This window comes from Lentzea sp. HUAS TT2 (genome assembly GCF_051853195.1).
Taxonomy (GTDB): Bacteria; Actinomycetota; Actinomycetes; order Mycobacteriales; family Pseudonocardiaceae; genus Lentzea.
In genome coordinates this window covers 3,817,488-3,839,094 of sequence record NZ_CP196667.1, presented here as the reverse complement: position 1 = coordinate 3,839,094, position 21,607 = coordinate 3,817,488, and the positions used below count along the sequence as shown (strand labels likewise).

Below are 21,607 nucleotides of genomic sequence, written 5' to 3'. Positions count from 1 at the left end.
TTGTTCCCCCATGCGTTTCCGTCGGCTCTGTGCCGCCGTGCTGCTCGCCGCGTTCCTACCGGTTCCCACGCCGGCGAGCGCAGCGCAGACCACCTGTGAGGACGTGTACACGCCCGTCCAGTTCGGGCTCATCCGGCAGACGATGTACGGCCGGTTGTGCGTACCGCAGGGCGCAAAGACAGTTCAGGTGCTCGTTCCCGGCGGCACGTACACGGGCGGGTACTGGGACATCCCCGTGGACGGCGAGACCCGCTCGGTCACGCGCGCGATGAACGTCGCGGGTATCGCGACCATGGTGGTGGACCGGATCGGCTCCGGTAAGAGCACCAAGCCGCTCAGCATCCTGGTCGACGTCCCCAACCAGGCGGAGGCGGTGCACCAGGTCATCCAGAACCTGCGGCCCCGGTTCACGAAGGTGCTCGTGGGCGGGCACTCGATCGGCTCCGCCATCGCGATGGCGGAGGCGGGCAGGTACCGCGACGTCGACGGCGTCCTGATCACCGGCATGACGCACCAGTGGGACTACGTCAGGGCAGTGCCCGCGCTGACGAACCTGATCCCGGCCCCGCTCGACTCGAAGCTGAGCCTGCGCGGTCTCGACCTCGGCTACCTGACGACGGTGCCGGGCAGCCGCTACACCATGTTCCACGCGCCCGGCCCGAACGTCCCCGCGGTCGTGGACCTCGACGAGGCCACCAAGGATGTCGTCTCGGCCGGTGAGTTCGTCACCACCGCACTGATGTCGAACCTCGTGCTCCCGGTGAGCGCTCTCATCGACGTGCCGGTGATGACCATCCAGACCTCGGCCGACTACTTCTGCGGCACCCCGCCGCTCGGCGCGGACTGCTCGTCGTCGGACGCGCTGGTGAGGTCGGAGAAGCCGTTCTACCCCAGGGCACCGCGAGTCGACGGCTTCGTCGTCGACGGGTATGGGCACGTCTTCAACTTCGACACCAGGACGGCGGTGCGCTACCACGACACCGTGATCGCCTGGCAGCGCACCATCTGAGCCTGTTGCCAGAAGTTGTGTCCGCTACTCGCCCAAGCGGCCCCGCCCCTGGCTCTGATGGCGTCTGCAAGTACCACCAACTCAACATCAACAGGCACTTTCCTACCACCAACAGGCCTGCGGGGCCCGAGAACACCCAACCTGTTCGTCGTCTGACGAACAGGTTGGGTGTGGTTGACGGCGATTCGATCAAGAGTTGGTGGTACTTGCAGACGCCTCGGCACCAACCAGGACACGAGGTTCCGGACAAGACCTCTGGCCAGGTGCCTAGACCAGCTTGCGCAGGAACTCCCCCGCGTCGAGCGGGGACCCGAAGTGGGCGCCGATCGCGAGGTCGGCGCCCGCTTCGTGCCACCACTTCTCCTGCTCGGCGGTCTCGATGCCGTCGACGCAGAGGTTGATGCCCAGCTCGTGCACGGCGGGGATGAGCGCGGCGGACCGGGGATCCTGCCGCCGCACCAGGTCCTGCGGCACGAGCACGGACACCACCGGCAGCTCCGAGAGCCAGGCGAGGTCGCGCGGCCCGAGCCCGAAGTCGTCGAGCGCGATCCGCACTCCCATGTCCGCCAGGGTGGTCAGGCTGTCCGCCGCGTCGGCCACGCCCAGCACGCTGACCGGCATGCTCAGCGTCAGCCTCTCGTGTGGCATCGCGGTCTCCTCCAGCACCTTCGCCACCCGTGACACCAGGTCCGCGTCGGTCGACTGGTGGTGCGTGAGCCGCACGCCGAACTGCTGGTCGAGCTCGCCGCGCTGGCGCCACCACTGCGCCTGGCCGGCGGCGATCCTGATCAGCCACTCGCCCATCGGCAGGATGAGCCCGCTCTCGTCGGCGAGCGCGGCGCAGCGGTCGGAGAGATCCCAGTGCAGCACGGCCTCGACGCCGGCCAGGCCGCCGGTCGCCAGGTCGCGCACCGGCCGGTAGGCCACGCCGATGTCGCCCTGTTCCCAGGCTCCCGGCATCACCACGGCCAGCGCGGCGTCTCGTCGTCCCGCGGCGTCCTCGCTGGTGTGGAACAACTCCCACTGGCCGCGGCGGTCGCGCTTGGCCTGCCGCAACGCCAGGTCGGCCGTGCGCAGCAGCTCGACCGGGTCGACGTCGGGCAACGGCCGGTGCACCACGCCCGCGCTCACCGACACCGCGAGGCCGTGACCGTCCACATAGGTCGGTTCGCCCAGATCGGCGTTGATGGCGGCCATCGTGGTCGCGATGTCCGGTGTCAGCGCCGTGTTCTCCACGACGATGCCGAACTCGTCGCCGTCGAACCGCGCGACCATGGCCTTCTCGCGGGACGTCACGGCGCGCAGCCTGCGTGCGACGTGCTGGAGCAGGTGTTCGCCGACCCGCGCGCCCAGGCTGTTGCACACCAGGCCGAACGCGTCGAGGTCGAGGTGGAAGATCGTCACGCCGAACTCGGGGTCGGCCCTGCGCAGCACGGTCTCGAGGTGGGTGGTGAAGAACTGCCTGTTCGGCAGCCCCGTCAGCACGTCGTGCAGCGACTGCCTGCGGAGTTCTCCTTGCAGCAGCGCCAGTTCCGTGTCGTCGTCCGCCATCACGAGGACGTGGCTCGGCTTGCCCTCGTCGTCGCGCAGCAGCGACGCCGTGAGCGTGACCTTGGCGAACTCGCCGTCACCGCGCACGAGTTGCATCGGTTCCCGCTCGAACTCGCCCCGCTCGGAGAGAACCCGTTCCATCATCTCGCGGAACACGACGATGGAGCTCGGCGCGATGAGCTCGACGAGCCGGGTGCCGGCCTCGGGTGGTCGTCCCATGATCACAGCGATCGACTCGTTGCCCCAGGCGAGGCGGCCGTCGAGGCCGACGATCAGGATGCCGTTGGTGGACGAGGACGCGATGCCCTCGAACTTCGCCTCGCTCTGGCGCTGATCCCGTTGCGCGTCATGGGCGGCCTTGAGCAGCGAGCGCTGCATGCTCTCCTGCTGGTCCAGGATCGCGCGTCCACGCGCGGCGGCGAAGCCGCACGTCAGCGCGCCGATCCCGCCGACGACGCGGACCGTGTGCTGGTCGCTCGCGCGGAACTCCTCCAGTGCCAGCAAGCCTTTGCCGAGCACGTCGACGGTGCGCTTGAGGCCGGGCTCGTTGACGTAGCCGAGAGCCACGAGCCGCTCGCCCACCTCCTCGAACGGAGCAGGGTCGAACGGTTCGCTGTGCAGCGCCGCGCACAATGCGTCGAGCTGGACACCCAGTTCGGCGTCCAGTTCGTCTCTGCTCAGCGCGACCACTACGACGCTGCTGAGCAGGTAGCTCCACTTGCGCGACAAGGCTTCTCGCGCACGGACGGCGGCGGGCTCCGTTGGTGGAGCGGCATCGGGTCTTCGGCTTGGATTCGTCATTCCCGTTGCCCTGTATGGGTTGGAGAGTGTCCGGCAGTTTACCCACCGGCAGTCGGCGCCCGTTGCGCCAACCGTGTGATCCTCCGACACTACAGCGTGGTTTCAGTCCTTACGACCGACCCCAGCGTACAAGAACATGTTCATCGACGCCTCGTCGGCGAAATCCCCAGGTCCGTCCGGCCGCCACTCCCCGCAGCCGACCAGACCGGGCTCCACCAGGGAGAACCCGTCGAACAACGCGCTGACCTGCGCGTGGTCGCGCATGTGCATCTGGTCCGCGCTCTTGCTCCGGTTGACGACCGCGGCTGCCTGGTCGACGGTGTCGTCGATCTGGTCCTTCGCCACGTGCGTCATGACGAGGAAGCTGCCGGCGGGCAACGCGTCGCGGTAGTGGGCGACGAGCTTCTCGGGGCCGTCCTCGTCGGGCACCCAATGCATCATGAGCAGCATCAACAGGCCTACAGGTTCGTCGAGGCGCAGCAACCTCTTCACCCCGGGACTCGACAGCACGACCTCCGGATCGCGCATGTCGGCCTGCACGATGGCAGCGTTTTCGTTGTCAGCCAACAACAACTGGCTGTGCGCGACGGCGACCGGGTCCTTGTCGACGTAGACGACGCGCGCGGCCGGGTCGCGTTCCTGCGCGACCTCGTGCACGTTCGCCACGGTCGGGATGCCGGAACCGATGTCGAGGAACTGGCGAATGCCCTGGTCCATCAGGAAGTTCACGGCGCGGCCGAGGAACCTCCTGTTGAGTCTGGCGACGCTGGGCAGGCCGGGCACCAGCTTCTCGATCTGGCCGCCGACCTGCCGGTCCGCGGCGAAGTTGTGGGCGCCGCCGAGGATGTAGTCGTAGACGCGGGCCATGCTCGGGACGTTCGTGTCGATGCCGAGCGGAACCCAGTTGTGGGTCTCTGCCACGGGGAACACCTCTTCGGTCTTTCGTGGCGGTTCGGGGATGACGCACGAGCTTAGTCACCCGTGCGGCGTGCGCACTGAACCATCAGAGTGATGCCGAACCACCCGTTCAGGCACTGTCGTCTTCCCCCAAACGGCTCTTAGGGTGGTCCCTTCCCATTCGGCCCAACTCCTCAGGAGTCCGAATGCCCGTCCCGGTGGCTCCCCACCGATGGCCGTTGCTCGGGCACACTCCGTCGATGCTCACGCGTCGCGCCGGCTTCACCGACGCGCTGCACGAACACGGCGACGTCGTGCGCCTCGACCTCGGCCCGCTGCAAGCACACTTCGTCACGAGTCCTTCGCTGACTCACGAAGTTCTTGTGTCGCAGGGATCGAAGTTCCGCAAGGGCGCCATGTTCGACAAGTTCCAGCCCTACCTCGGCACGGGACTGCTGCTCTCGAACGGCGAGTACCACCTGCGCCAACGCCGGATGATGCAACCGGCTTTCCATCGGGAACGGATTGAAGCCTATGCCTCGACGATGGCTCGTGCTGCTTCTTCGCTGGCTGCGCGCTGGCAACCAGGCGAGATCCGCACCATCGAGAACGACATGCAGGAGCTCGCGGTCACCATCGTCGGCGAGACGCTCTTCTCGACGGAGATCGGGAAGCGCGCGGTCGAGGAGGTCCGCCGGTCCATCTTCACGGTCATCCAGCAGGGCATGATCCGCGCGCTGTCGCCGTCGTTCGTCGAGAAGCTGCCGATCCCCGGCAACAGGGAGTTCGACGCGGCCATCGCGCGCATGAAAGCCGTTGTGCTGCAGGTGATCGAGAGCTGGCGCGCCGATGGCACGGACAACGGCGACGTGCTCTCCATGCTCCTGCTGGCGCGCGAGGACGGCGCCGGCATGACGGACCAGCAGGTCTACGACGAGGTCCTGACCCTGCTGACCGCGGGCATCGAGACCACGGCGATCGCGCTGGCCTGGGCGCTCTACGAGGTCGGCGCCGACCAGGAGGTCGAACGCCGCCTGCACGCCGAGGTCGACTCGGTGGTGGGCGACCGCCCGGTGACGTACGCCGACGTCCAATCCCTCACGTACACAACACAGATCGTGCAGGAGACGCTGCGGAAGTACCCGATCTGGTTCGTCATGCGGCGGACTCTCACGGAGGTCCAGCTCGGCGACGTCTCGTTACCCGCAGGCGCCGAGGTGATCGTCAGCCCGCACGCCCTGCACCACAATGAGCGCTACTTCCCCTCCCCGGAACGCTTCTGGCCCGGCCGCTGGACTCGAGAGTTCTCCGCCGCCCTGCCGCGCGGCGCGTTCATCCCGTTCGGCGGCGGCAACCGCCAGTGCCTGGGCAACACCTTCGCCCAGACCGAGATCGTCATCACCCTCGCGACCATCGCGGCACGCTGGCGCCTGGTCCCGACCCGCCCGGCGCGCGTGAAGTTCACGTCGGCGCCGTACCCGAGCGGCCTGTTCATGAAGGCACTCCCCCGCAACTAGCCGGAAGGTAGTTCTCCCATGCGTTTCCGCAGGCTCTGCGCCGCGGCTCTGCTGGCCACCGGAACCCTGTTGGCACCACTGCCCGCGCACGCGGCCACGTCGTGCCAGGACGTCACGTTCCCGGTGCGGATCGGCCTCACCCCGCTGGTGACCACCCAGGAGACGATGGCCGGCAGGCTGTGCGTCCCCTCCGGGGCCACCACCGTGCAGGTGCTGATCCCCGGCGGCACCTACGACCGGACCTACTGGGACGTCGGCTTCGAACCGTCGACCCACTCGTTCACCAGGGCCCAGAACAACGCGGGCTTCGCCACCCTCGCGCTGGACCGCCTGGGCACCGGCAAGAGCACCAAGCCGCTCAGCGTCCTGGTCACCGCCTCGACCCAGGCCAGCGCCGTCCACCAGGTCATCAGCACCCTGAAACCGCGCTTCGGCAAGGTGATCGTGGCGGGCCACTCCATCGGCTCGGCGATGGCGATGATCGAGGCGGGCACCTACCGCGACGTCGACGGCGTGCTCGTCACCGGCTTCACGCACAAGATGAACTACATAACGGTCGTCCCGGTCCTCGCCAACATGATCCCGGCGGGCTTGGACGCCGGCTACCTCACGACAGCCCCGGACACGCGCTACAACTCGTTCCACAAACCGGGCCCGCTCATCCCGGGCTCGATCTCGTTCGACGAGTCCACGAAGGACGTCTTCGCGGCGACGGAGGCCGTGGACACCATCCTGCTCAACACGGTGATCATCCCGATCTCGCGCAACATCACGGTCCCGGTCTTCGTCGTCGTGGGCAACGACACCCACTTCTGCAGCTCCGGATTGCCGTTGATGGGCAGCGATTGTTCTTCCGCCGCTGCTCTGAAGTCGGACGAGGCCCCGTTCTTCCCTGCGGTGCCGCGCCTCGACACCTACGTGCTCAACGGGTACGGCCACTCGATCAACTACGCGCCGAACGCCCCCGACTACCACTCCGCGGTCGCTGAGTGGGCAAGGGGCATCTAGCTAGACTCAACGCATGGACGAAGAGATCCACGAGAAGGTCCGCGACGTCATCAGGTCGATTCCCCGCGGCCGGGTCGCCACGTACGGCGACATCGCGGATCTCGCCAAGGCCCCGTCGCCACGGCTGGTCGGCCGCATCCTCAACGAGGACGGTCACGACCTGCCGTGGCAACGCGTGCTCAAGGCCGACGGCACCTGCGCGCCGCACCTCCGCGACACCCAGCTCCAGCTGCTGCACGACGAGGGCGTCCCGAACCTCGACGGCAAGGTGAACCTGCGGGAGTACCGGTGGGAGGACGCCCGCAAGGAAGAGGCCGAGGACGTGCCCGGCCTCTGGTAGCGCCCGAACCTGTCAAACCCGTCGGTGGAACAGTTCCATTGAGGCCGGTCCACGCCACCCCTCATGCTGTTCGCAGCAACACCGTCCGAGCCTCGTAGTACCTGCGCAACAACGCATCGACCACAAGAGGATGCGCCCCGACCGGTGCGGACACGACGTCCGCACCGCACTCGGCGAGCGACCCGTGGAATGCCCCCGGTGCCAGGAGCCACGAGGCAACGGCCACGCGGCGCCCCCGCAGCCCGGCAACGACGTCGGGCACGCGGGGCGTCGCGGTCGCCACGTACCCGACAGCGGACGCGCCGAGCAGCCTGGCCGCGCTGCGCACGGTGGCCAGGGCCCGGGCATCGGACGATCCCGCCGCGGCGAGCACTACTGCGTCGCCGCGGCGGACTCCTGCCTCCCGCAACCGGTCGAGCACGGCCGGCACCGCGTCCAGCCCCAGCGGCGACGTCAGCACCACCCCTGGCCGGCGCCCGATCTGCGCGGGAATGTCGACGCGAACGTGATACCCGGCGGCCAGGAAGACCGGCACGACAACACAAGGCCCGTCCACAACGGATCGGACATCAGGCTGCACGACGTCGGCGAAGGCAACCTCGACAGGAACATCCACATAGGACCGCACCTGCGCGGCGATCTCCGAGCACACCGCGATCCCGGCAGGGTTACGCGTCCCGTGAAACGCCAAGACCAGCTTCATACGGGCTCCATGGCCAATCGGTACCCACGCTTCACAACCGTGCACACCATCTGGGGCGAACCCAAAGCGGTCCGCAACCGCCCGATCGCCGTCTCGACAGCATGCTCCTCCCCACCGGAAGGCAAGGCGGCCAACAGATCCTGCCGCGACACCACCCGCCCGCGAGCAGCCACCAGCGTCCGCAACACGGCCATCGGCGCCGGGGCGACAGGCCGAAGCTCGCCGTCGATCACCACGGCCTGAGCACGCATCTCCATGTCCAGGGAGGCGATCCGCAACCGCAGCGCCCGAGAAGGCAACTCCAGGGCCAGCTCGCGAACCATCGACCCGATCCGGGACCGGGCAGGCTGCACAACGGGAATCCCAGCGGCGACCAACGGCCCTGCGGTGATCGCCCCGACCCCGACGACCAGCACATCGCGGCGCAACGCGGAGACCAACGCCCCGTGATCCGGCGCGGTCCGCAGCACCGAGGCCGCAGCGGGCGCCGAGGTGAACGTCAAAGCATCCACCTGCCCCGCGACCACGGCCTCGATCAACCGCTGCAACGGCGCCAGGTCAGCCGGCGGTTCCCAGCGGTAGACGGGAATCTCGACGACCTCGGCCCCGGCGGCCTCCAGCGTGCCGACGAAGTCCGGCAACGGCTCACCGTGCAGCTGAACGGCAACGCGCTTGCCGGAAACGCCCATCCTCAGCAGGTACTGCAACAGCTCCGCGTTCGACTCGGACGACGGCGACCACGCCTCGACCAGCCCGGCAGCCCGCACCGCGCCCTTGGCTTTAGGTCCACGCGGCAACACGACCGCGCCTTCCAGCGCCCGGTGCAGCCGCCCGGCCAGCCCCCACCCCTCTGCGGCCTCGAACCACCCGCGGAAGCCGATCGCCGTGGTGGCGACAACAACGTCGACCGGCGACGCCACCAGCTCCAACGTCGCGGCGTGCAAGGTCGCGTCGTCCGGCAACGGCACGATCCGCAAGGCGGCACCGTGCATCACCGAGGCGCCCTTGCGTTCCAGCATGGCGATCAGCTCGTCGGCGCGACGGGCCGCCGTGACGCCGATGGTGAAGCCCGCCAACGGCCCCGTCATGTCAGCTCCACAACGCCGTCGCGCACACGCACACCATGCACGGCAACGGAGACGGAGGGCTGGTCCAGGCACTTGCCGGTCGCCAGCTCGAACGCCTGCTTGTAGACCGGTGACACGACAACGGGAACGCCGCCCCGGTCGCCCACGATGCCGCGTGACAGCACGGCGGCGCCGCTGAACGGGTCGATGTTGTCCAGCGCGTGCAAGGCTCCGTCCGCGGTCAGGAACACCGCCACCTGCGAACCGTCGGGCAGCAACGCCGCCACGCCCTGGTCCGGCCGCAACACGTCAAAATCGCAGACGATCATCTGGCGACCTCCGGTATGCCCAAGGAGACGGGGACGCGCTGACCACGTTCAGCGCGGAACGAGATCGTGGGGTCCGGGACGCCCGGCGCGTTCACGAACGACGTGAACCTCGCCAGCTTCTCCGGGTCCTCCAGCACACCGCGCCACTCGTCGGCGTAGTCGGAGACGTGCGACTCCATCGCGGCCTCCAGTTCGGCGCAGATGCCGAGCTTGTCGTCGACGACGACCTCGCGCAGGTGGTCAAGCCCGCCCTCGAGGCCGTCCAGCCACACCGACGTGCGCTGCAGGCGGTCGGCCGTGCGGATGTAGAACATCAGGAAGCGGTCGATCACCCTGATCAGCTCTTCGGTGTCCACATCGGACACCAGCAGGTCGGCGTGGCGCGGGGTGAAGCCGCCGTTGCCGCCCACGTAGAGGTTCCAGCCGTTCTCGGTGGCGATCACGCCGAAGTCCTTGCCGCGCGCCTCGGCGCATTCGCGAGCACAACCGGAGACCGCCGACTTGAGCTTGTGCGGCGAACGCAGACCCCGGTAGCGCAGCTCCAGCTCGATGGCCAACCCAACAGAGTCCTGCACGCCATAACGGCACCAGGTCGTACCCACGCAGGACTTCACCGTGCGCAACGACTTCCCGTACGCGTGCCCGGACTCGAAGCCCGCGTCAACCAGACGGCGCCAGATCAGCGGCAGCTGGTCGACCGTCGCGCCGAACAGGTCGATCCGCTGGCCGCCGGTGATCTTCGTGTAGAGGCCGTAGTCGCGGGCCACCTCGCCGATGACGATCAGCTTCTCCGGCGTGATCTCGCCGCCGGGGATGCGCGGCACGACCGAGTACGTGCCGTTGCGCTGCAGGTTCGCCAGGAACCTGTCATTGGTGTCCTGCAACGAGACCTGCGTCTCGCCCAGGATGTGCCCGTTGCCCAGCGACGCCAGGATGGAGGCCACCGCGGGCTTGCAGATGTCGCAGCCGCGCCCGGTGCCGTGCTTCTCGATCAACGCGGAGAACGTCGTGACCCGCGTCGCCCGGACGATCTCGAACAGCTCCGCGCGGGAGTGCGTGAAGTGCTCGCACAACGCCTTGGACTGCTCGACACCGCACTCGGTCAGCAGCTTCTTCAGCATCGGCACGCACGAACCACAACCCGTGCCGGCCTTGGTGCACGCCTTCAGCTCGGCGACGTCGCACGCCACACCGGAGCTGATGGCGTCGGTGATCGTCTGCTTGGTGACCGCGTGACAGGAGCAGACCTGCGCGTCAGCGGGCATCTCCACGTCCACGGCCCCGCCCGGCTGCAACAGAGAAGCCGGAACCTCCTTGCCCACCAAGGGACGCAAGGACAGGTACGACGAGGCGTCACCGACGAGCACGCCGCCCAGCAACGTTCGGGCGTCATCCGACACGACCAGCTTGCTGTAGGTCCCGGCGACAGCGTTGTTCACCACGACTTCCAGCGCACCCTCGGTGGCAGCGTGCGCGTCACCGAACGACGCCACGTCGACACCGAGCAGCTTCAGCTTCGTGGACACGTCGGCGCCGGGGAACACCCGCGTACCACCGGAGATCTGGTCCGCGACCACCTCGGCCATCGCGTAGCCGGGAGCGACGAGCCCGTAGGCCACGCCCTCGACGGCGGCGCACTCGCCGATCGCGAACACGTGCGGGTCCGCTGTCCGGCAGGCCGCGTCGACCAGGTACCCACCGCGTGGGCCCAGTTCCAGCCCCAGGTCCAGGTCGGTGCGCGGCCGGATGCCCGCGCTGAACACCACCACGTCGAGGTCCAGTTCGAGACCGGACGCCAGCCGCGCGACCAGCCGGGTCCCGTCGCGTTCGATCGAGGACGCGGACGTCCCGGTGTGCACGGTCAGGTCGAGCTTCTCGACCAGCCGCTTCAGCAGCCCGGCACCACCGTCGTCCACCTGGATCGGCATCAGCCGCGGCGCCAGTTCCACGACGTGCGGCGACACCCCCATGCCGCGCAACGCGTTGGCGGCCTCCAGCCCGAGCAGACCACCGCCGAGCACCATCCCGGACCGCCGTCCAGGACGGTCCGCGGCCTCCACCGTCGCCCGGATCTCGTCCAGGTCGTCGATGGTCCGGTAGACGTGGCAACCGGGCAGGTCACGGCCGGGCACCGGTGGCACGAACGGCACCGAACCGGTGGCCAGCACCAGGACGTCGTACTCGATCTCGACACCCGAGGCGCCCACCACGACCCGGCGGGCGCGGTCCACGGACACGGCCTTCTCGCCCAGGCGGAGCTCGCAGCCGGTCAGCTCCGGCAGCTCCAGGTCCGCCGAGTCCCAGCTGTCCACATAGGACGACAGCGCGACCCGGTCGTAGGCGGGCCGGGACTCCTCGCCGAACACCACGATCCGCCAGGGCGAGTCTCGGAGGACCTCGACGAGCCGGTGGCCGACCATGCCGTTGCCGATCACGACCAGGGTCTGGGTCATCGGGCATCCCTCCTTCGCCCGGTATGCTCACCGGGCGGCGTGTCATCCCAAGGTCCGCGGTATTTCGCGGGTGTTAAAGGAAACTCTCTTCGCAGTTCAGCGCGTTGTGCGTCACACGCCGGCGTAGGCGAGCGAAGGCCGCGCCGCGAACACGTTGCGCCGCAGGTAGAACCACCAGGTGGTGCCGACGCAGAGCCCGTAGAAGACCAGGAACGCGGTCAGCGCGGGCGTCAGGCTCTTCGAAGCGCCTTCGAGCGAGAACTTGAAGACGAGGTTCACCAGCACACCGCCGGCGGCGCCGATCGCACCCGCGATGCCGACCACGGCGGCGGCCTGGCGCTTGGCGGACTTGTCGCAGTCCGACTGGGTGCGGAAGATCGCCGGGATCATCCGGTACGTGGACCCGTTGCCCACCCCGGCCAGCACGAACAACGCGATGAACGAACCGAAGAACAGCGCGAAGTTCTTCGTGTCGACGCTGAGGATCACGCCCACCGTGCCCACGCCGAGCCCGACGAACGTCCCGAGCGTCACCTTCGCGCCGCCGATCCGGTCGGCCAGCCAGCCACCGAGCGGCCGTGCCACCGAGCCGATCAGCGCACCGAGGAACGCGAGCGCCACCCAGCCCTTGTAGTCCAGGAAGCTGATCTTGATCAGCGACGGGAACGCGAACGAGAACCCGATGAACGACCCGAAGGTGCCGATGTAGAGGAACGACATCACCCAGGTGTGCGGGTTCGACAGGGCCAGCTTGTAGGACTGCCCGTCCGGCTTGGCCTGCGTGAGGCTGTCCATGAAGAACCACGCGCAGGCCGTGGCCACCACGATGAACGGCATCCAGATCAGCGCAGCGTAGGCGAGGTGGATCCCGGTGCCGATGGTGATCACGATCGGCACGATGAGCTGCGTGACCGCGACACCGAGGTTGCCGCCGGCCGCGTTGAGGCCCAGCGCCAGGCCCTTCTTGCCCTCGGGGTAGAAGAACGAGATGTTCGCCATCGACGACGAGAAGTTGCCGCCACCGAGGCCCATCGCGGCCGAGGTGAGCAGGAAGAACCAGTAGGGCGTGCCCGGCGTCGAGACCGCGTAGGCGAGCATCGCGCACGGGATCAGCAGCAACCCTGCGCTGATCGTCGTCCACACCCGGCCGCCGAACCGCGGCACCGCGAACGTGTACGGCACCCGCAGCGCGGCACCGACCAGGTTCGGCACGATCAGCAGCCAGAACTGCTGCCCGACGCTGAAGGCGAAACCGACGGAGCCGAGGCTCACGACGACGATGCTCATCAGCACCCAGACGCTGAAACCGAGGTTCTCCGCGAGAATGGAGAACACGAGGTTCTTGCGGGCGATCCGCTTCCCCTTGCTCTCCCAGAACTCGGGCTTCTCCGGCTCCCAGTGGTCGATCCAGCTCATTGAAGTCCTCCGCGGGGTCGGCGTTGCCGGAAAACCTAGGAACCGCTCATTACCGAGGGGTTCTGGCCGATGACGGCGGCGGCAACTCCGCCGCACATCACGCAGGGGCGGGCTGTGAGGCCGCGAGCCAGTCGATCAGCCCGCACACCGCGTCCTTGCAGCCACCGCACCCGGTGGTGGCGCGCGTGGCCTCCGCGAGCTGCGGCAACGACTCCGCACCTGCCCGCCAGGCCGACACGATCTGTCCTTTGGAGACGGTGTTGCACCGGCAGATCACCGCGCTGGACGGCAGGTCGGCGGGCGACGCGGCTTCGGACGGCAACGCCCGCCCCAGCAACAACGCCAGGCGGTCGGTCGGCGCGGGGATGCCGCGGTCGTAGAGCTGGGTGATCGTGGCGGCCGCGTCGGGTGCGCCGAGCACGATCGCACCCGCCACCCGGTCGTCGCGCAGCACGAGCTTGGCGTAGCGGCCGCGCGAGGGTTCCTGGAAGCACAGGACTTCCGAGTCCGGGCAGTCCACGTCGGTGTGCACGTCACCCAACGCCGCGAGGTCGACGTCGCGCGCCTTCAACCGCGTCACCACGGACGTCCCGAGGTAGCGGGCGGCCGGGTTCACGCCGGTCAGGCGGTCCGCGAGCACGGCTGCCTGGTCCCACGCGGGCTGCACCAGGCCCGACACCGTGCCGGGGTGCTGCGCGCAGTCACCGATCGCGTGGATGCGCGGATCGCTGGTGCGCAACGCGTCGTCCACGACGATGCCGCGATCGACCGTCAGGCCGGCCTGCACCGCCAACGAAGTCTCGGCGCGCACACCGGCGGAGACCACGACGAGCTCGGCGGGGACGTGCGTGCCGTCGTCGAGGATCAGGCCGTCGCCGGGCAGGTACTTCGACGCCATCGAGTTCAGGCGGAACTCGATGCCGAGCTCACCGAGCGTGCGGGCGAGAACGCGGCCGGCACCGGGGTCGAGCTGGCGTTCCATCAGGTGGCCGACGGGGTGCACCACGGTGACCAGGCACCCGCGTCCGGCCAGGCCGCGGGCGGCCTCGATGCCGAGCAGGCCGCCGCCGAGGACCGCGACGGGAGCGCCCCGGTGGGCCTTGGCCTCGATCTCGGCGCAGTCGTCGAGGGTGCGGAAGGCGACGACACCCGCCGCCAGCACACCGTCCTCCACCAGCCCTTCAGCAGGCGGCACCCACGGCGTACTACCCGTCGCGAGCACCAACGCGTCGTACTGGAGCCGCACGCGGGGACCTTTCGTACTGTCAGACAGTACGAAAGGTCCCCGCGTGCGGACAGCGACGGTGCGGGCAGCTCGGTCGATCTCGATCACCTCGTGGGCCAGGAGCAGGTTGATGTCGTGCTCCGCCGCCCACTTCTCGTCGTGCAGCCGCGTCGACTCCGGCGTCATCGCGCCCGCCACCACCGTCGACAGCAGCACCCGGTTGTACGCGGCATGCGGCTCGGCACCGATCACCGTGATGGAGATGCCGGGATCCCGGCGCCGCACCTCGTCCGCCAGCCTTGCCCCTGCCATGCCGTACCCGACGATCACGACTCGCCTCATGCCGGCTCCAATCGGACTGCGCAGACCTTGAACTCGGGCATCCGGCTCGTGGGGTCGAGCGCGGGGTTGGTGAGCAGGTTCGCCCGTCCGTCACCGGGGAAGTGGAACGGCAGGAACACCGCGTCGGCACGCATGCTCGGCACGCACCGCACGACGGCGGTCACGGTTCCCCGCCTGGACACGACGTGCGCGGACTCGCCGGACGCCAGGCCCGCCCGCGACGCCGTGTCCGGGTGCACCTCCACGTACATCTCGGGAACGGCCTTCAGCAGCTCGCCGACCCGCCGCGTCTGCGCCCCCGACTGGTAGTGCTGCAGCACGCGCCCGGTGGTGGCCTGCAACGGGAACTCCTCGTCCGTCGGCTCGGCGGGACCGCGGTGGTCGACGGGGATGAACCGCGCCAGGCCGTCGGGATGCGCGAACCGGTCGAGGAAGAGCCTTGGTGTGCCGGGATGATCGACCGACGGCACCGGCCAGTGCAGCTGCTCGGACTCCAGCCGCTCGTAGGTGATGCCGGAGTAGTCGGAGAGTCCGCCGGCAGACGCGCGGCGCAGTTCCTCGAACACCTCGACGGGTGCTACGGGGAACTTCGGGCCCACGCCGAGCCGCGAAGCCAGTCCGTGCAACAACTCCAGGTCGCTGCGCACACCGGCGGGCGGGTCGAGTGCCTTGCGGCGCCGGATGATCCGGCCTTCGAGGTTGGTCATCGTGCCGTCTTCCTCGGCCCACTGCGTCACCGGGAACACGACGTCGGCCATCGCGGCGGTCTCCGACATCACGAAGTCCGCCACCACCAACAGGTCCAGCGCCCGCAAACGGTCGGTCACGCCGGACGCCCGCGGCGCCGACACCACCGGGTTGCTGCCGAACACCAGCATCGCCTTGATGTCTTCCGCGACCAGCAGCTCGTACGCGCTGCGGCCGGGACCGGGCAGCCACGAGACGTCCCAGACGTCCATGATGTGCTGCCGCGCAACGGGATCGTCGATCTTGCGGTAACCGGGCAGCTGGTCGGCCTTCTGCCCGTGCTCACGCCCGCCCTGGCCGTTGCCCTGCCCGGTCAGGCAGCCGTACCCGGAACCGGCACGCCCCGGCAGGCCCAGCGCGAGCGCCAGGTTGATCCACGCCGAGACGGTGTCGGTGCCGGACGCGTGCTGCTCGGTACCGCGCCCGGTCAGCACGAACGACCGCCCGGCCAGCATGTGCACGGCAGCGCGTTGGTCGGCGGCGGACACCCCCGTGACGCGTTCGACGCGCTCGGGCCACCACCCCGCCGCCACCCGCCAGGCGTCGTCGAAACCCGAGGTCCTGGAGGTGATGTACTCCTTGTCGATCACGCCCTCGATGACCGCCGTGTGCAGCAGACCCAGTGCCAGCGCCAGATCCGTGCCGGGTGCGGGCTGCAGGTGCAACGTCGCGCGCTCGGCGGTCGGGGTGCGGCGCGGGTCGATGACGATCAGCCGCGCGCCCTCCAGGTGCCGCAGGAACGGCGGCATGGTCTCGGCCGGGTTCGAGCCCGCCAGCAGCACCGTGTCGGCGCCGCGCAGGTCCGTCAGCGGGAACGGCAGCCCGCGGTCCAGCCCGAACGCCTTGTTGCCCGCGGCGGCCGCGGACGACATGCAGAACCGGCCGTTGTAGTCGATCTGCGAGGTCTTCAGCGCGACGCGGGCGAACTTCCCGAGGGCGTAGGCCTTCTCGTTCGTCAGCCCGCCGCCGCCGAACACGGCGACCTCGTCGGGTTCGAACCCGGAGATCCGCGCCGCCACGAAGTCCAGCGCCTCGTCCCAGGACACCGGCTGACCGTGCAGAAGAGGCGAGGTGAGCCGGCCGGGATGGCGCAGCAGTTCCCCCGCCGTCCAGCCCTTCTGGCACAGCCCACCGGGACCAGGGGTCACCTGGCCGTCGATGACGCTCATGGAGCACTGCAGCGCGCAGTAGGGGCAGTGAGTCACGCCGCTGACGCTAAGAAGCCCGCGTTAACCCGATGCTCCGCAATGTTTCGTCAGTGGAAAATGGCCCGCTCAGAGCAGCCCTGTGACGAAGTGAGCAGCTCGTTCCAAGCCCGCAAAGGACTGCGGCGTTGACAACGGGTGCAGCGCGTGCACGGCAAGACGGAACAGCGTCGCGCGCACCAGCATCTGCTCCCACTCGGCCTGGTGGCTCCACCGGTGGAACAGGCCGGAGTCCGCGCCGCCCCACGCGACGGCGTCCACCGCGACCACGGCGGAGGCCCACTCGGCGGGACGCCAGTACGCGGTGAAGTCGATGACGGCCGGCGGCGCGTTGCCCGCGAACAGCACGTTGCCGAACAGGTCCCCGTGCACGACCTGGGGCTTCAGGTTGACGGGCTTGCGCATTTCCTTGAGCAGGTCGAACAGCCGTCCGCCGAGGTCGGCGTCGAGCGGCACGTCCTCCTCGCCCCACGCCTTGCGGTCGGCGACGGCGAACACGTCCGTGCGCGCGTCCAGGAACCGGGGCTTGGGCAGCTCGGTCGTGGCCTGGTGCAGGCGCTGCGCGACAGCGATGACCTCGTCGTGGCGCGCCTCTGCCCGGCCGGCGAGGAACTTGGTGGCGGACCAGCCGCCGACGACGTATCTGCCGTCGGTGGATCTGAGCGGCCGGCCGATGCGCAGGTGGTGCACGTCCAGGCCGTCGAGGGTCTTGGCGATCCAGGTGGCCTCTGCCGGCTTGGGCGCGGGCCGGATCGTGGCGTCGCCGCACTTCCAGGCGGGGCCGCCGTCGATGAGCTCTGGCTCGGCGTCACGTGCCCCGAACGCCGCACGCACGTGCGCTGGGGGCGGTTCGGGGGACCGGGTCACGGCTCGGCACGCTACCTGCTTGGGCCTTCCGGGTGGTGGACGCGAGCACACCGCAATTCGCGCCGCCACCCGAAAAGCCGAAAGTTTGACGGGTGCTTTCCGGCGCCGATGCACCCGAAAGCACCCATCACCACTAGTACGTTGGCAGGCTGGGGTCGACCTCGCGGGCCCACGCCAGCACACCGCCACCGACGTGCACGGCGTCCTTGAAGCCCGCCTTGTGCAGCGCTGCCAAAGCCTCCGCCGAGCGAGCACCGGACTTGCAGTGCAGCACCAGCGGCTTGTCCTGCGGCAGCTCCGAGAACGCCTCCCCCGACAGGATCTTGTCCTTCGGGATCAGCACCGAGCCGGGGATCTTCACGATCTCGTACTCGTGCGGCTCGCGCACGTCCACCAGCAGGAAGTCCTCACCGGACTCCTGCTTGTGCTTGAGCTCGAGCGGCGTGATCGTGTTGCCCGCGGCCGCCTGCTGCGCGTCCGTGGACACGACACCGCAGAACGCCTCGTAGTCGATCAGCTCGGTGATCTTCGGCGACTCCGGGTCCTTGCGGATCTTGATGGTCCGGTAGGACATCTCCAGCGCGTCGTAGACCATCAGGCGGCCCAGCAGCGGGTCGCCGATGCCCGTGAGCAGCTTGATCGCCTCGGTCACCATGATCGAGCCGATCGACGCGCACAGCACGCCCAGCACGCCGCCCTCTGCGCACGACGGGACCATGCCGGGAGGCGGCGGCTCCGGGTAGAGGTCGCGGTAGTTGAGGCCCTGGCCGTTCGGGGCGTCCTCCCAGAAGACGCTGACCTGGCCCTCGAACCGGAAGATCGAACCCCAGACGTACGGCTTGCCCAGCAGCACCGCGGCATCGTTCACCAGGTACCTGGTGGCGAAGTTGTCGGTGCCGTCGAGGATCAGGTCGTAGTCGCGGAAGATCTCCAGCGCGTTCTCGGAGTTCAGGTGCGTCTGGTGCAGGATCACCTTGACGAACGGGTTGATCTCGGCGACCGAGTCGCGTGCGGACTCCGCCTTGGGGCGGCCGACGTCGGACTGGCCGTGGATCACCTGGCGTTGCAGGTTCGACTCGTCCACGACGTCGAAGTCGACGACGCCGAGCGTGCCGACCCCGGCCGCGGCCAGGTACAGCAGTGCCGGGCTGCCCAGGCCGCCCGCGCCGACGACGAGCACCTTCGCGTTCTTCAGCCGCTTCTGCCCGTCCACCCCGACGTCCGGGATGATCAGGTGTCGGCTGTAGCGCGCGACTTCTTCCTTGGTCAGCTCCGCGGCTGGCTCAACGAGCGGCGGAAGCGCCATGCTGGTCCTCCTCGACGAATGTCTCCGTGTCCGAGACAACGTCTACCCTGCCTCGACTCTTCCCGGTTGGAAAGCCGTCTCAGCCTGCGGGAAACGCGTTCGGCGTGCACACCTTGCCGTCGGCGGGAACGACGTCCTGGCCCGCGTTGAGCTGCGACACGAAGTCGTTCGAGACCCCGAACGTCTGCTGCATCATCACGGGGGCCGGCGCACCGGCCTCCGCGCAGGCCGCGTGACCGCTGCCCAGGGCGTGCCCGACCTCGTGGTTGATCACGTACGTCCGGTATCCGGCCAGGTCACTGCCGTAGACCATGGCGCCGCGGATCCAGCGGGCGACGTTGATGATCACGCGCTTCTGCTGGGGGTTGAAGCAGGAGGTCTCGAACGGGATGTCCTTGCCGCAGAGCGTGTGCGTGGTCTTCGTCGTGGTGAGCGTCACGGTGAAGTCCGGGTTCTGGTTCCCCTCGACCCGCTGCAGCGCGACCTGCTTGGTGCCGATCCAGCTGCGCGGGTCGGCCAGGATCCCGTCGATCGTGCGCGCGAACGCGGCCGCGTCGTCGTTGTAGTCGGCCGGCTTCACGCCGTCCTCGATGGCGATCGCGTACTTGCGGAACTTCGGCGCGTTCGCCTCACCGATGCGGGCGCCGCTACCGGCGATCGCCTTGAACGTGCCGACGCCGTCCTCCGAGAAGGCGGGGCCGCCCGGCAGCTCGGCGGTCGGGATGTTCAGCACCGGTTTCTTGCCGGGGACCTCGGACGCGGGCGCCTCGGGAGTGCTGACGGGCGTCTCGGCGGCGTTCGTGTTCTGGCCACCGGTCCCGGGCGCCTTGGGCTGGACCGTGTCGAGCACCACGAGCGCCGTCAGCACGAGCAGGACCGGGATCGCGTAGATCCGCCACCCGTAGTTGGCGACGAGCTTCTTCACGCCGCGGCGTTTGCGGGGCCTCCGCATCGCCTGCGTGGCATCGGGTTCCCAGGCGGCCGCGAGCGGTTCCGCGCTGGTCCGGCGCTCGCCGCGGCGGTAGCGGTCAGCGGGCGGAGCAGTACGTCCTCGCTCGGGGGCGCGATTCACGTGGTCCAGGGTCCCACATCCCCCGTATGGCCGTCGTTCATCACCATGAGTGTCGGTCGACCGCCTCCCACATGCCCAGCACAGCCCTCGCCACGGTGGCGGGCCGTTCCATCTGGGCGACATGGCCGGTCTTGGGCAGCACGAGCAGTCGCCCCCGCGGCAGCAGCCGCACCGTCTTCGGGCCCTTCCGCACGCTGACGAGCCGGTCGTTCTCGCCCCAGAGCACCAGCGTCGGCGCCTGGACCGCGGGCAGCAGCCGCCACAGCGACTTGGGGCCGGGCGTGAGCCAGCTCTGCATCAGGCCGAACGTGCTGCGGTTGAGCGCCAGCCCCGCCCACTTCTGCCGGGCGCGCTCCTCGTTCTCCTTGATCGACTCCTCGATGCGGTGGTCGGGCACCACGCTCGGGTCGGCGAAGCACAGTTCGAGCATCTGCTTAGTGCGCTGGTGCGCGGTCAGCTTCGCGAGCTCGCGGCGCACCCTGGACCCGACGACCGGCAGGACGGCGAGCGCCATCCGCGGGTCGGACATGCGGTCGAGGCGCGGCCTGAGGTCGGGCACGGCCGGGGAGACGAGCGTGAGCGTCTTCACGAGGTCCGGCCTGCCCGCGGCGGCGATGACCGAGATCGCGCCGCCCATGGAGTTGCCGAGCAGGTGCACGGGCTCGTTCAGCGTCTCCAGGTACTTGATGACCGTGCGCGCGTGCGTCGCGAGGCTGAAGTCGTAGCCGGGGATCGGCTCCGAACGGCCGAAACCGGGCAGGTCGATCGAGTAGCCGCGGACGTGGTCCTTCAGCTGCGCGGAGAGATCTGTCCAGTTCGTCGCGGACCCGCCAAGCCCGTGCACGTAGACGGCGGGCGGCCCGTCGCCCGGCGTGACGCGCACGTGCACCTGGTGGTCGTCGACCTGGTGGAACTCGCCTGGCCACGGCGTCTGGGACTTGTCCAGCGGCGGCAGCTCGACCGTGGACAACGGGGCGGGAATGATGGCACTCACCGGACCAGGATGCGGGAAAGAACGCCAAGATGGTTCCCGGATGTGGGCTACCAGCGAGTAAGGTTGCGCTCAGCCCCGGACTGGCAACCCCTTTCCGACGGCGCATCACTCGTGCTGGAGGCACCATGACGGAGACGGCGCAGAGCGCACCCGCTGGCAGGGGCGTTCGACTGCCGCGCACCGCCCGCCGCGCGCAACTGCTGGCAGCGGCGCAGGACGTGTTCGTCGCCAACGGTTACCACGCCGCGGCGATGGACGAGATCGCCGAGCGCGCGGGCGTGTCCAAGCCGGTGCTGTACCAACACTTCCCCGGCAAGCTCGAGCTCTACATGGCGCTGCTCGAGTCCCATGTGGACGAGCTGGTCGGCCGCGTGCGCACCGCCATCGGTTCCACCTCCGACAACAAGCTCCGCGTCCGTGCCGCCGTCGCCGCGTTCTACGACTTCGTGGACGGCGAGGGCCAGGCGTTCCGCATGGTGTTCGAGTCGGACCTGCGCTCGGAACCCGCCGTGCAGTCGGCCGTGGAGCGCGCGACCACCGACTCCGTCGACGCGATCACCGACACGATCACCGCGGACGCCGGTCTGGACGAGGAACGCGCCCGTCTGCTGGCCGTCGGGCTGGTCGGGCTGTCGCAGGTCACGGCGCGGTCGTGGCTGGCGGACAACCGGCGCGTGCCCAAGGAGGACGCGGTGGCGTTGATCTCCAACCTGGCCTGGCGCGGTATCGGTGGCGGGTTCCCGCTCCAGCACTGACCG

18 protein-coding genes are annotated in these 21,607 nt (G+C 69.1%); 5 read left to right on the top strand and 13 right to left on the bottom strand.

All coding sequences use genetic code 11. The features are described 5' to 3' along the window. Window positions 1–10 precede the first annotated feature (10 nt). Window positions 11–1,009, top strand: a complete 999-nt coding sequence (locus ACSHWB_RS19375; RefSeq protein ID WP_439663406.1) for an alpha/beta hydrolase — start codon at window positions 11–13, stop codon at window positions 1,007–1,009. 267 nt (window positions 1,010–1,276) lie between these two features. Here the strand turns inward: ACSHWB_RS19375 and ACSHWB_RS19370 are convergent, their stop codons facing one another. Beyond that, window positions 1,277–3,289, bottom strand: a complete 2,013-nt coding sequence (locus ACSHWB_RS19370; RefSeq protein ID WP_439663405.1) for a putative bifunctional diguanylate cyclase/phosphodiesterase — start codon at window positions 3,287–3,289, stop codon at window positions 1,277–1,279. Window positions 3,290–3,463: 174 nt separating this feature from the next. Beyond that, window positions 3,464–4,282 (bottom strand): SAM-dependent methyltransferase, encoded by an 819-nt coding sequence (locus tag ACSHWB_RS19365; protein ID WP_439663404.1) that lies wholly within the window; start codon window positions 4,280–4,282, stop codon window positions 3,464–3,466. 182 nt (window positions 4,283–4,464) lie between these two features. Between ACSHWB_RS19365 and ACSHWB_RS19360 the strand changes: the two genes are divergently transcribed. The 3 genes from ACSHWB_RS19360 to ACSHWB_RS19350 are packed head-to-tail and all read left to right on the top strand — an operon-like array spanning window position 4,465 to window position 7,123. Then, window positions 4,465–5,775: a cytochrome P450 gene (locus ACSHWB_RS19360; RefSeq protein WP_439663403.1), complete on the top strand. Its 1,311-nt coding sequence runs from the start codon at window positions 4,465–4,467 to the stop codon at window positions 5,773–5,775. An 18-nt stretch (window positions 5,776–5,793) separates the two neighbouring features. Continuing rightward, entirely contained in the window at window positions 5,794–6,783 is a 990-nt protein-coding gene (locus ACSHWB_RS19355; protein ID WP_439663402.1) for an alpha/beta hydrolase, read from the top strand. A 13-nt stretch (window positions 6,784–6,796) separates the two neighbouring features. Next, complete coding sequence (locus tag ACSHWB_RS19350) at window positions 6,797–7,123, top strand: MGMT family protein (RefSeq protein WP_439663401.1); 327 nt, start codon at window positions 6,797–6,799, stop codon at window positions 7,121–7,123. Between the two features lie 61 nt (window positions 7,124–7,184). Here the strand turns inward: ACSHWB_RS19350 and ACSHWB_RS19345 are convergent, their stop codons facing one another. The 11 genes from ACSHWB_RS19345 to ACSHWB_RS19295 all read right to left on the bottom strand — a co-directional run bounded on the left by ACSHWB_RS19345 (window position 7,185) and on the right by ACSHWB_RS19295 (window position 20,849). Further along, window positions 7,185–7,826 carry a sirohydrochlorin chelatase gene (locus tag ACSHWB_RS19345; protein ID WP_439663400.1) on the bottom strand — a complete coding sequence of 214 codons (642 nt, stop codon included), beginning with the start codon at window positions 7,824–7,826 and terminating at the stop codon, window positions 7,185–7,187. Next, window positions 7,823–8,914: a uroporphyrinogen-III synthase gene (locus ACSHWB_RS19340; RefSeq protein ID WP_439663399.1), complete on the bottom strand. Its 1,092-nt coding sequence runs from the start codon at window positions 8,912–8,914 to the stop codon at window positions 7,823–7,825. The genes ACSHWB_RS19345 and ACSHWB_RS19340 overlap by 4 nt, the downstream gene beginning before the upstream one ends. After that, complete coding sequence (gene nirD, locus ACSHWB_RS19335; protein ID WP_439663398.1) at window positions 8,911–9,222, bottom strand: nitrite reductase small subunit NirD; 312 nt, start codon at window positions 9,220–9,222, stop codon at window positions 8,911–8,913. Before nirD ends, ACSHWB_RS19340 begins: the two co-directional genes overlap by 4 nt. Continuing rightward, window positions 9,219–11,675 carry a nitrite reductase large subunit NirB gene (gene nirB / locus ACSHWB_RS19330; RefSeq protein ID WP_439663397.1) on the bottom strand — a complete coding sequence of 819 codons (2,457 nt, stop codon included), beginning with the start codon at window positions 11,673–11,675 and terminating at the stop codon, window positions 9,219–9,221. The genes nirD and nirB overlap by 4 nt, the downstream gene beginning before the upstream one ends. Before the next feature lie 111 nt (window positions 11,676–11,786). Further along, window positions 11,787–13,091, bottom strand: coding sequence for an MFS transporter (locus ACSHWB_RS19325; protein ID WP_439663396.1), 1,305 nt, complete (start codon window positions 13,089–13,091; stop codon window positions 11,787–11,789). A gap of 97 nt (window positions 13,092–13,188) precedes the next feature. After that, window positions 13,189–14,658: an FAD-dependent oxidoreductase gene (locus ACSHWB_RS19320; protein WP_439663395.1), complete on the bottom strand. Its 1,470-nt coding sequence runs from the start codon at window positions 14,656–14,658 to the stop codon at window positions 13,189–13,191. Then, complete coding sequence (locus tag ACSHWB_RS19315; protein ID WP_439664629.1) at window positions 14,655–16,574, bottom strand: molybdopterin oxidoreductase family protein; 1,920 nt, start codon at window positions 16,572–16,574, stop codon at window positions 14,655–14,657. The genes ACSHWB_RS19320 and ACSHWB_RS19315 overlap by 4 nt, the downstream gene beginning before the upstream one ends. 105 nt (window positions 16,575–16,679) lie before the next feature. Next, window positions 16,680–17,477, bottom strand: coding sequence for a TIGR02569 family protein (locus ACSHWB_RS19310; RefSeq protein ID WP_439663394.1), 798 nt, complete (start codon window positions 17,475–17,477; stop codon window positions 16,680–16,682). A gap of 133 nt (window positions 17,478–17,610) precedes the next feature. Continuing rightward, window positions 17,611–18,783 carry an adenylyltransferase/sulfurtransferase MoeZ gene (gene moeZ / locus ACSHWB_RS19305; RefSeq protein ID WP_090065715.1) on the bottom strand — a complete coding sequence of 391 codons (1,173 nt, stop codon included), beginning with the start codon at window positions 18,781–18,783 and terminating at the stop codon, window positions 17,611–17,613. 79 nt (window positions 18,784–18,862) lie between these two features. Continuing rightward, complete coding sequence (locus ACSHWB_RS19300; RefSeq protein ID WP_439663393.1) at window positions 18,863–19,855, bottom strand: DUF3152 domain-containing protein; 993 nt, start codon at window positions 19,853–19,855, stop codon at window positions 18,863–18,865. Between the two features lie 40 nt (window positions 19,856–19,895). Further along, window positions 19,896–20,849, bottom strand: a complete 954-nt coding sequence (locus tag ACSHWB_RS19295; RefSeq protein ID WP_439663392.1) for an alpha/beta fold hydrolase — start codon at window positions 20,847–20,849, stop codon at window positions 19,896–19,898. 125 nt (window positions 20,850–20,974) lie between these two features. Here ACSHWB_RS19295 and ACSHWB_RS19290 point away from each other — a divergent pair, with 125 nt between their 5' ends. Further along, a complete protein-coding gene (locus ACSHWB_RS19290; protein ID WP_439663391.1) occupies window positions 20,975–21,604 on the top strand; it encodes a TetR/AcrR family transcriptional regulator in 630 nt (209 codons plus the stop codon). Window positions 21,605–21,607 lie beyond the last annotated feature (3 nt).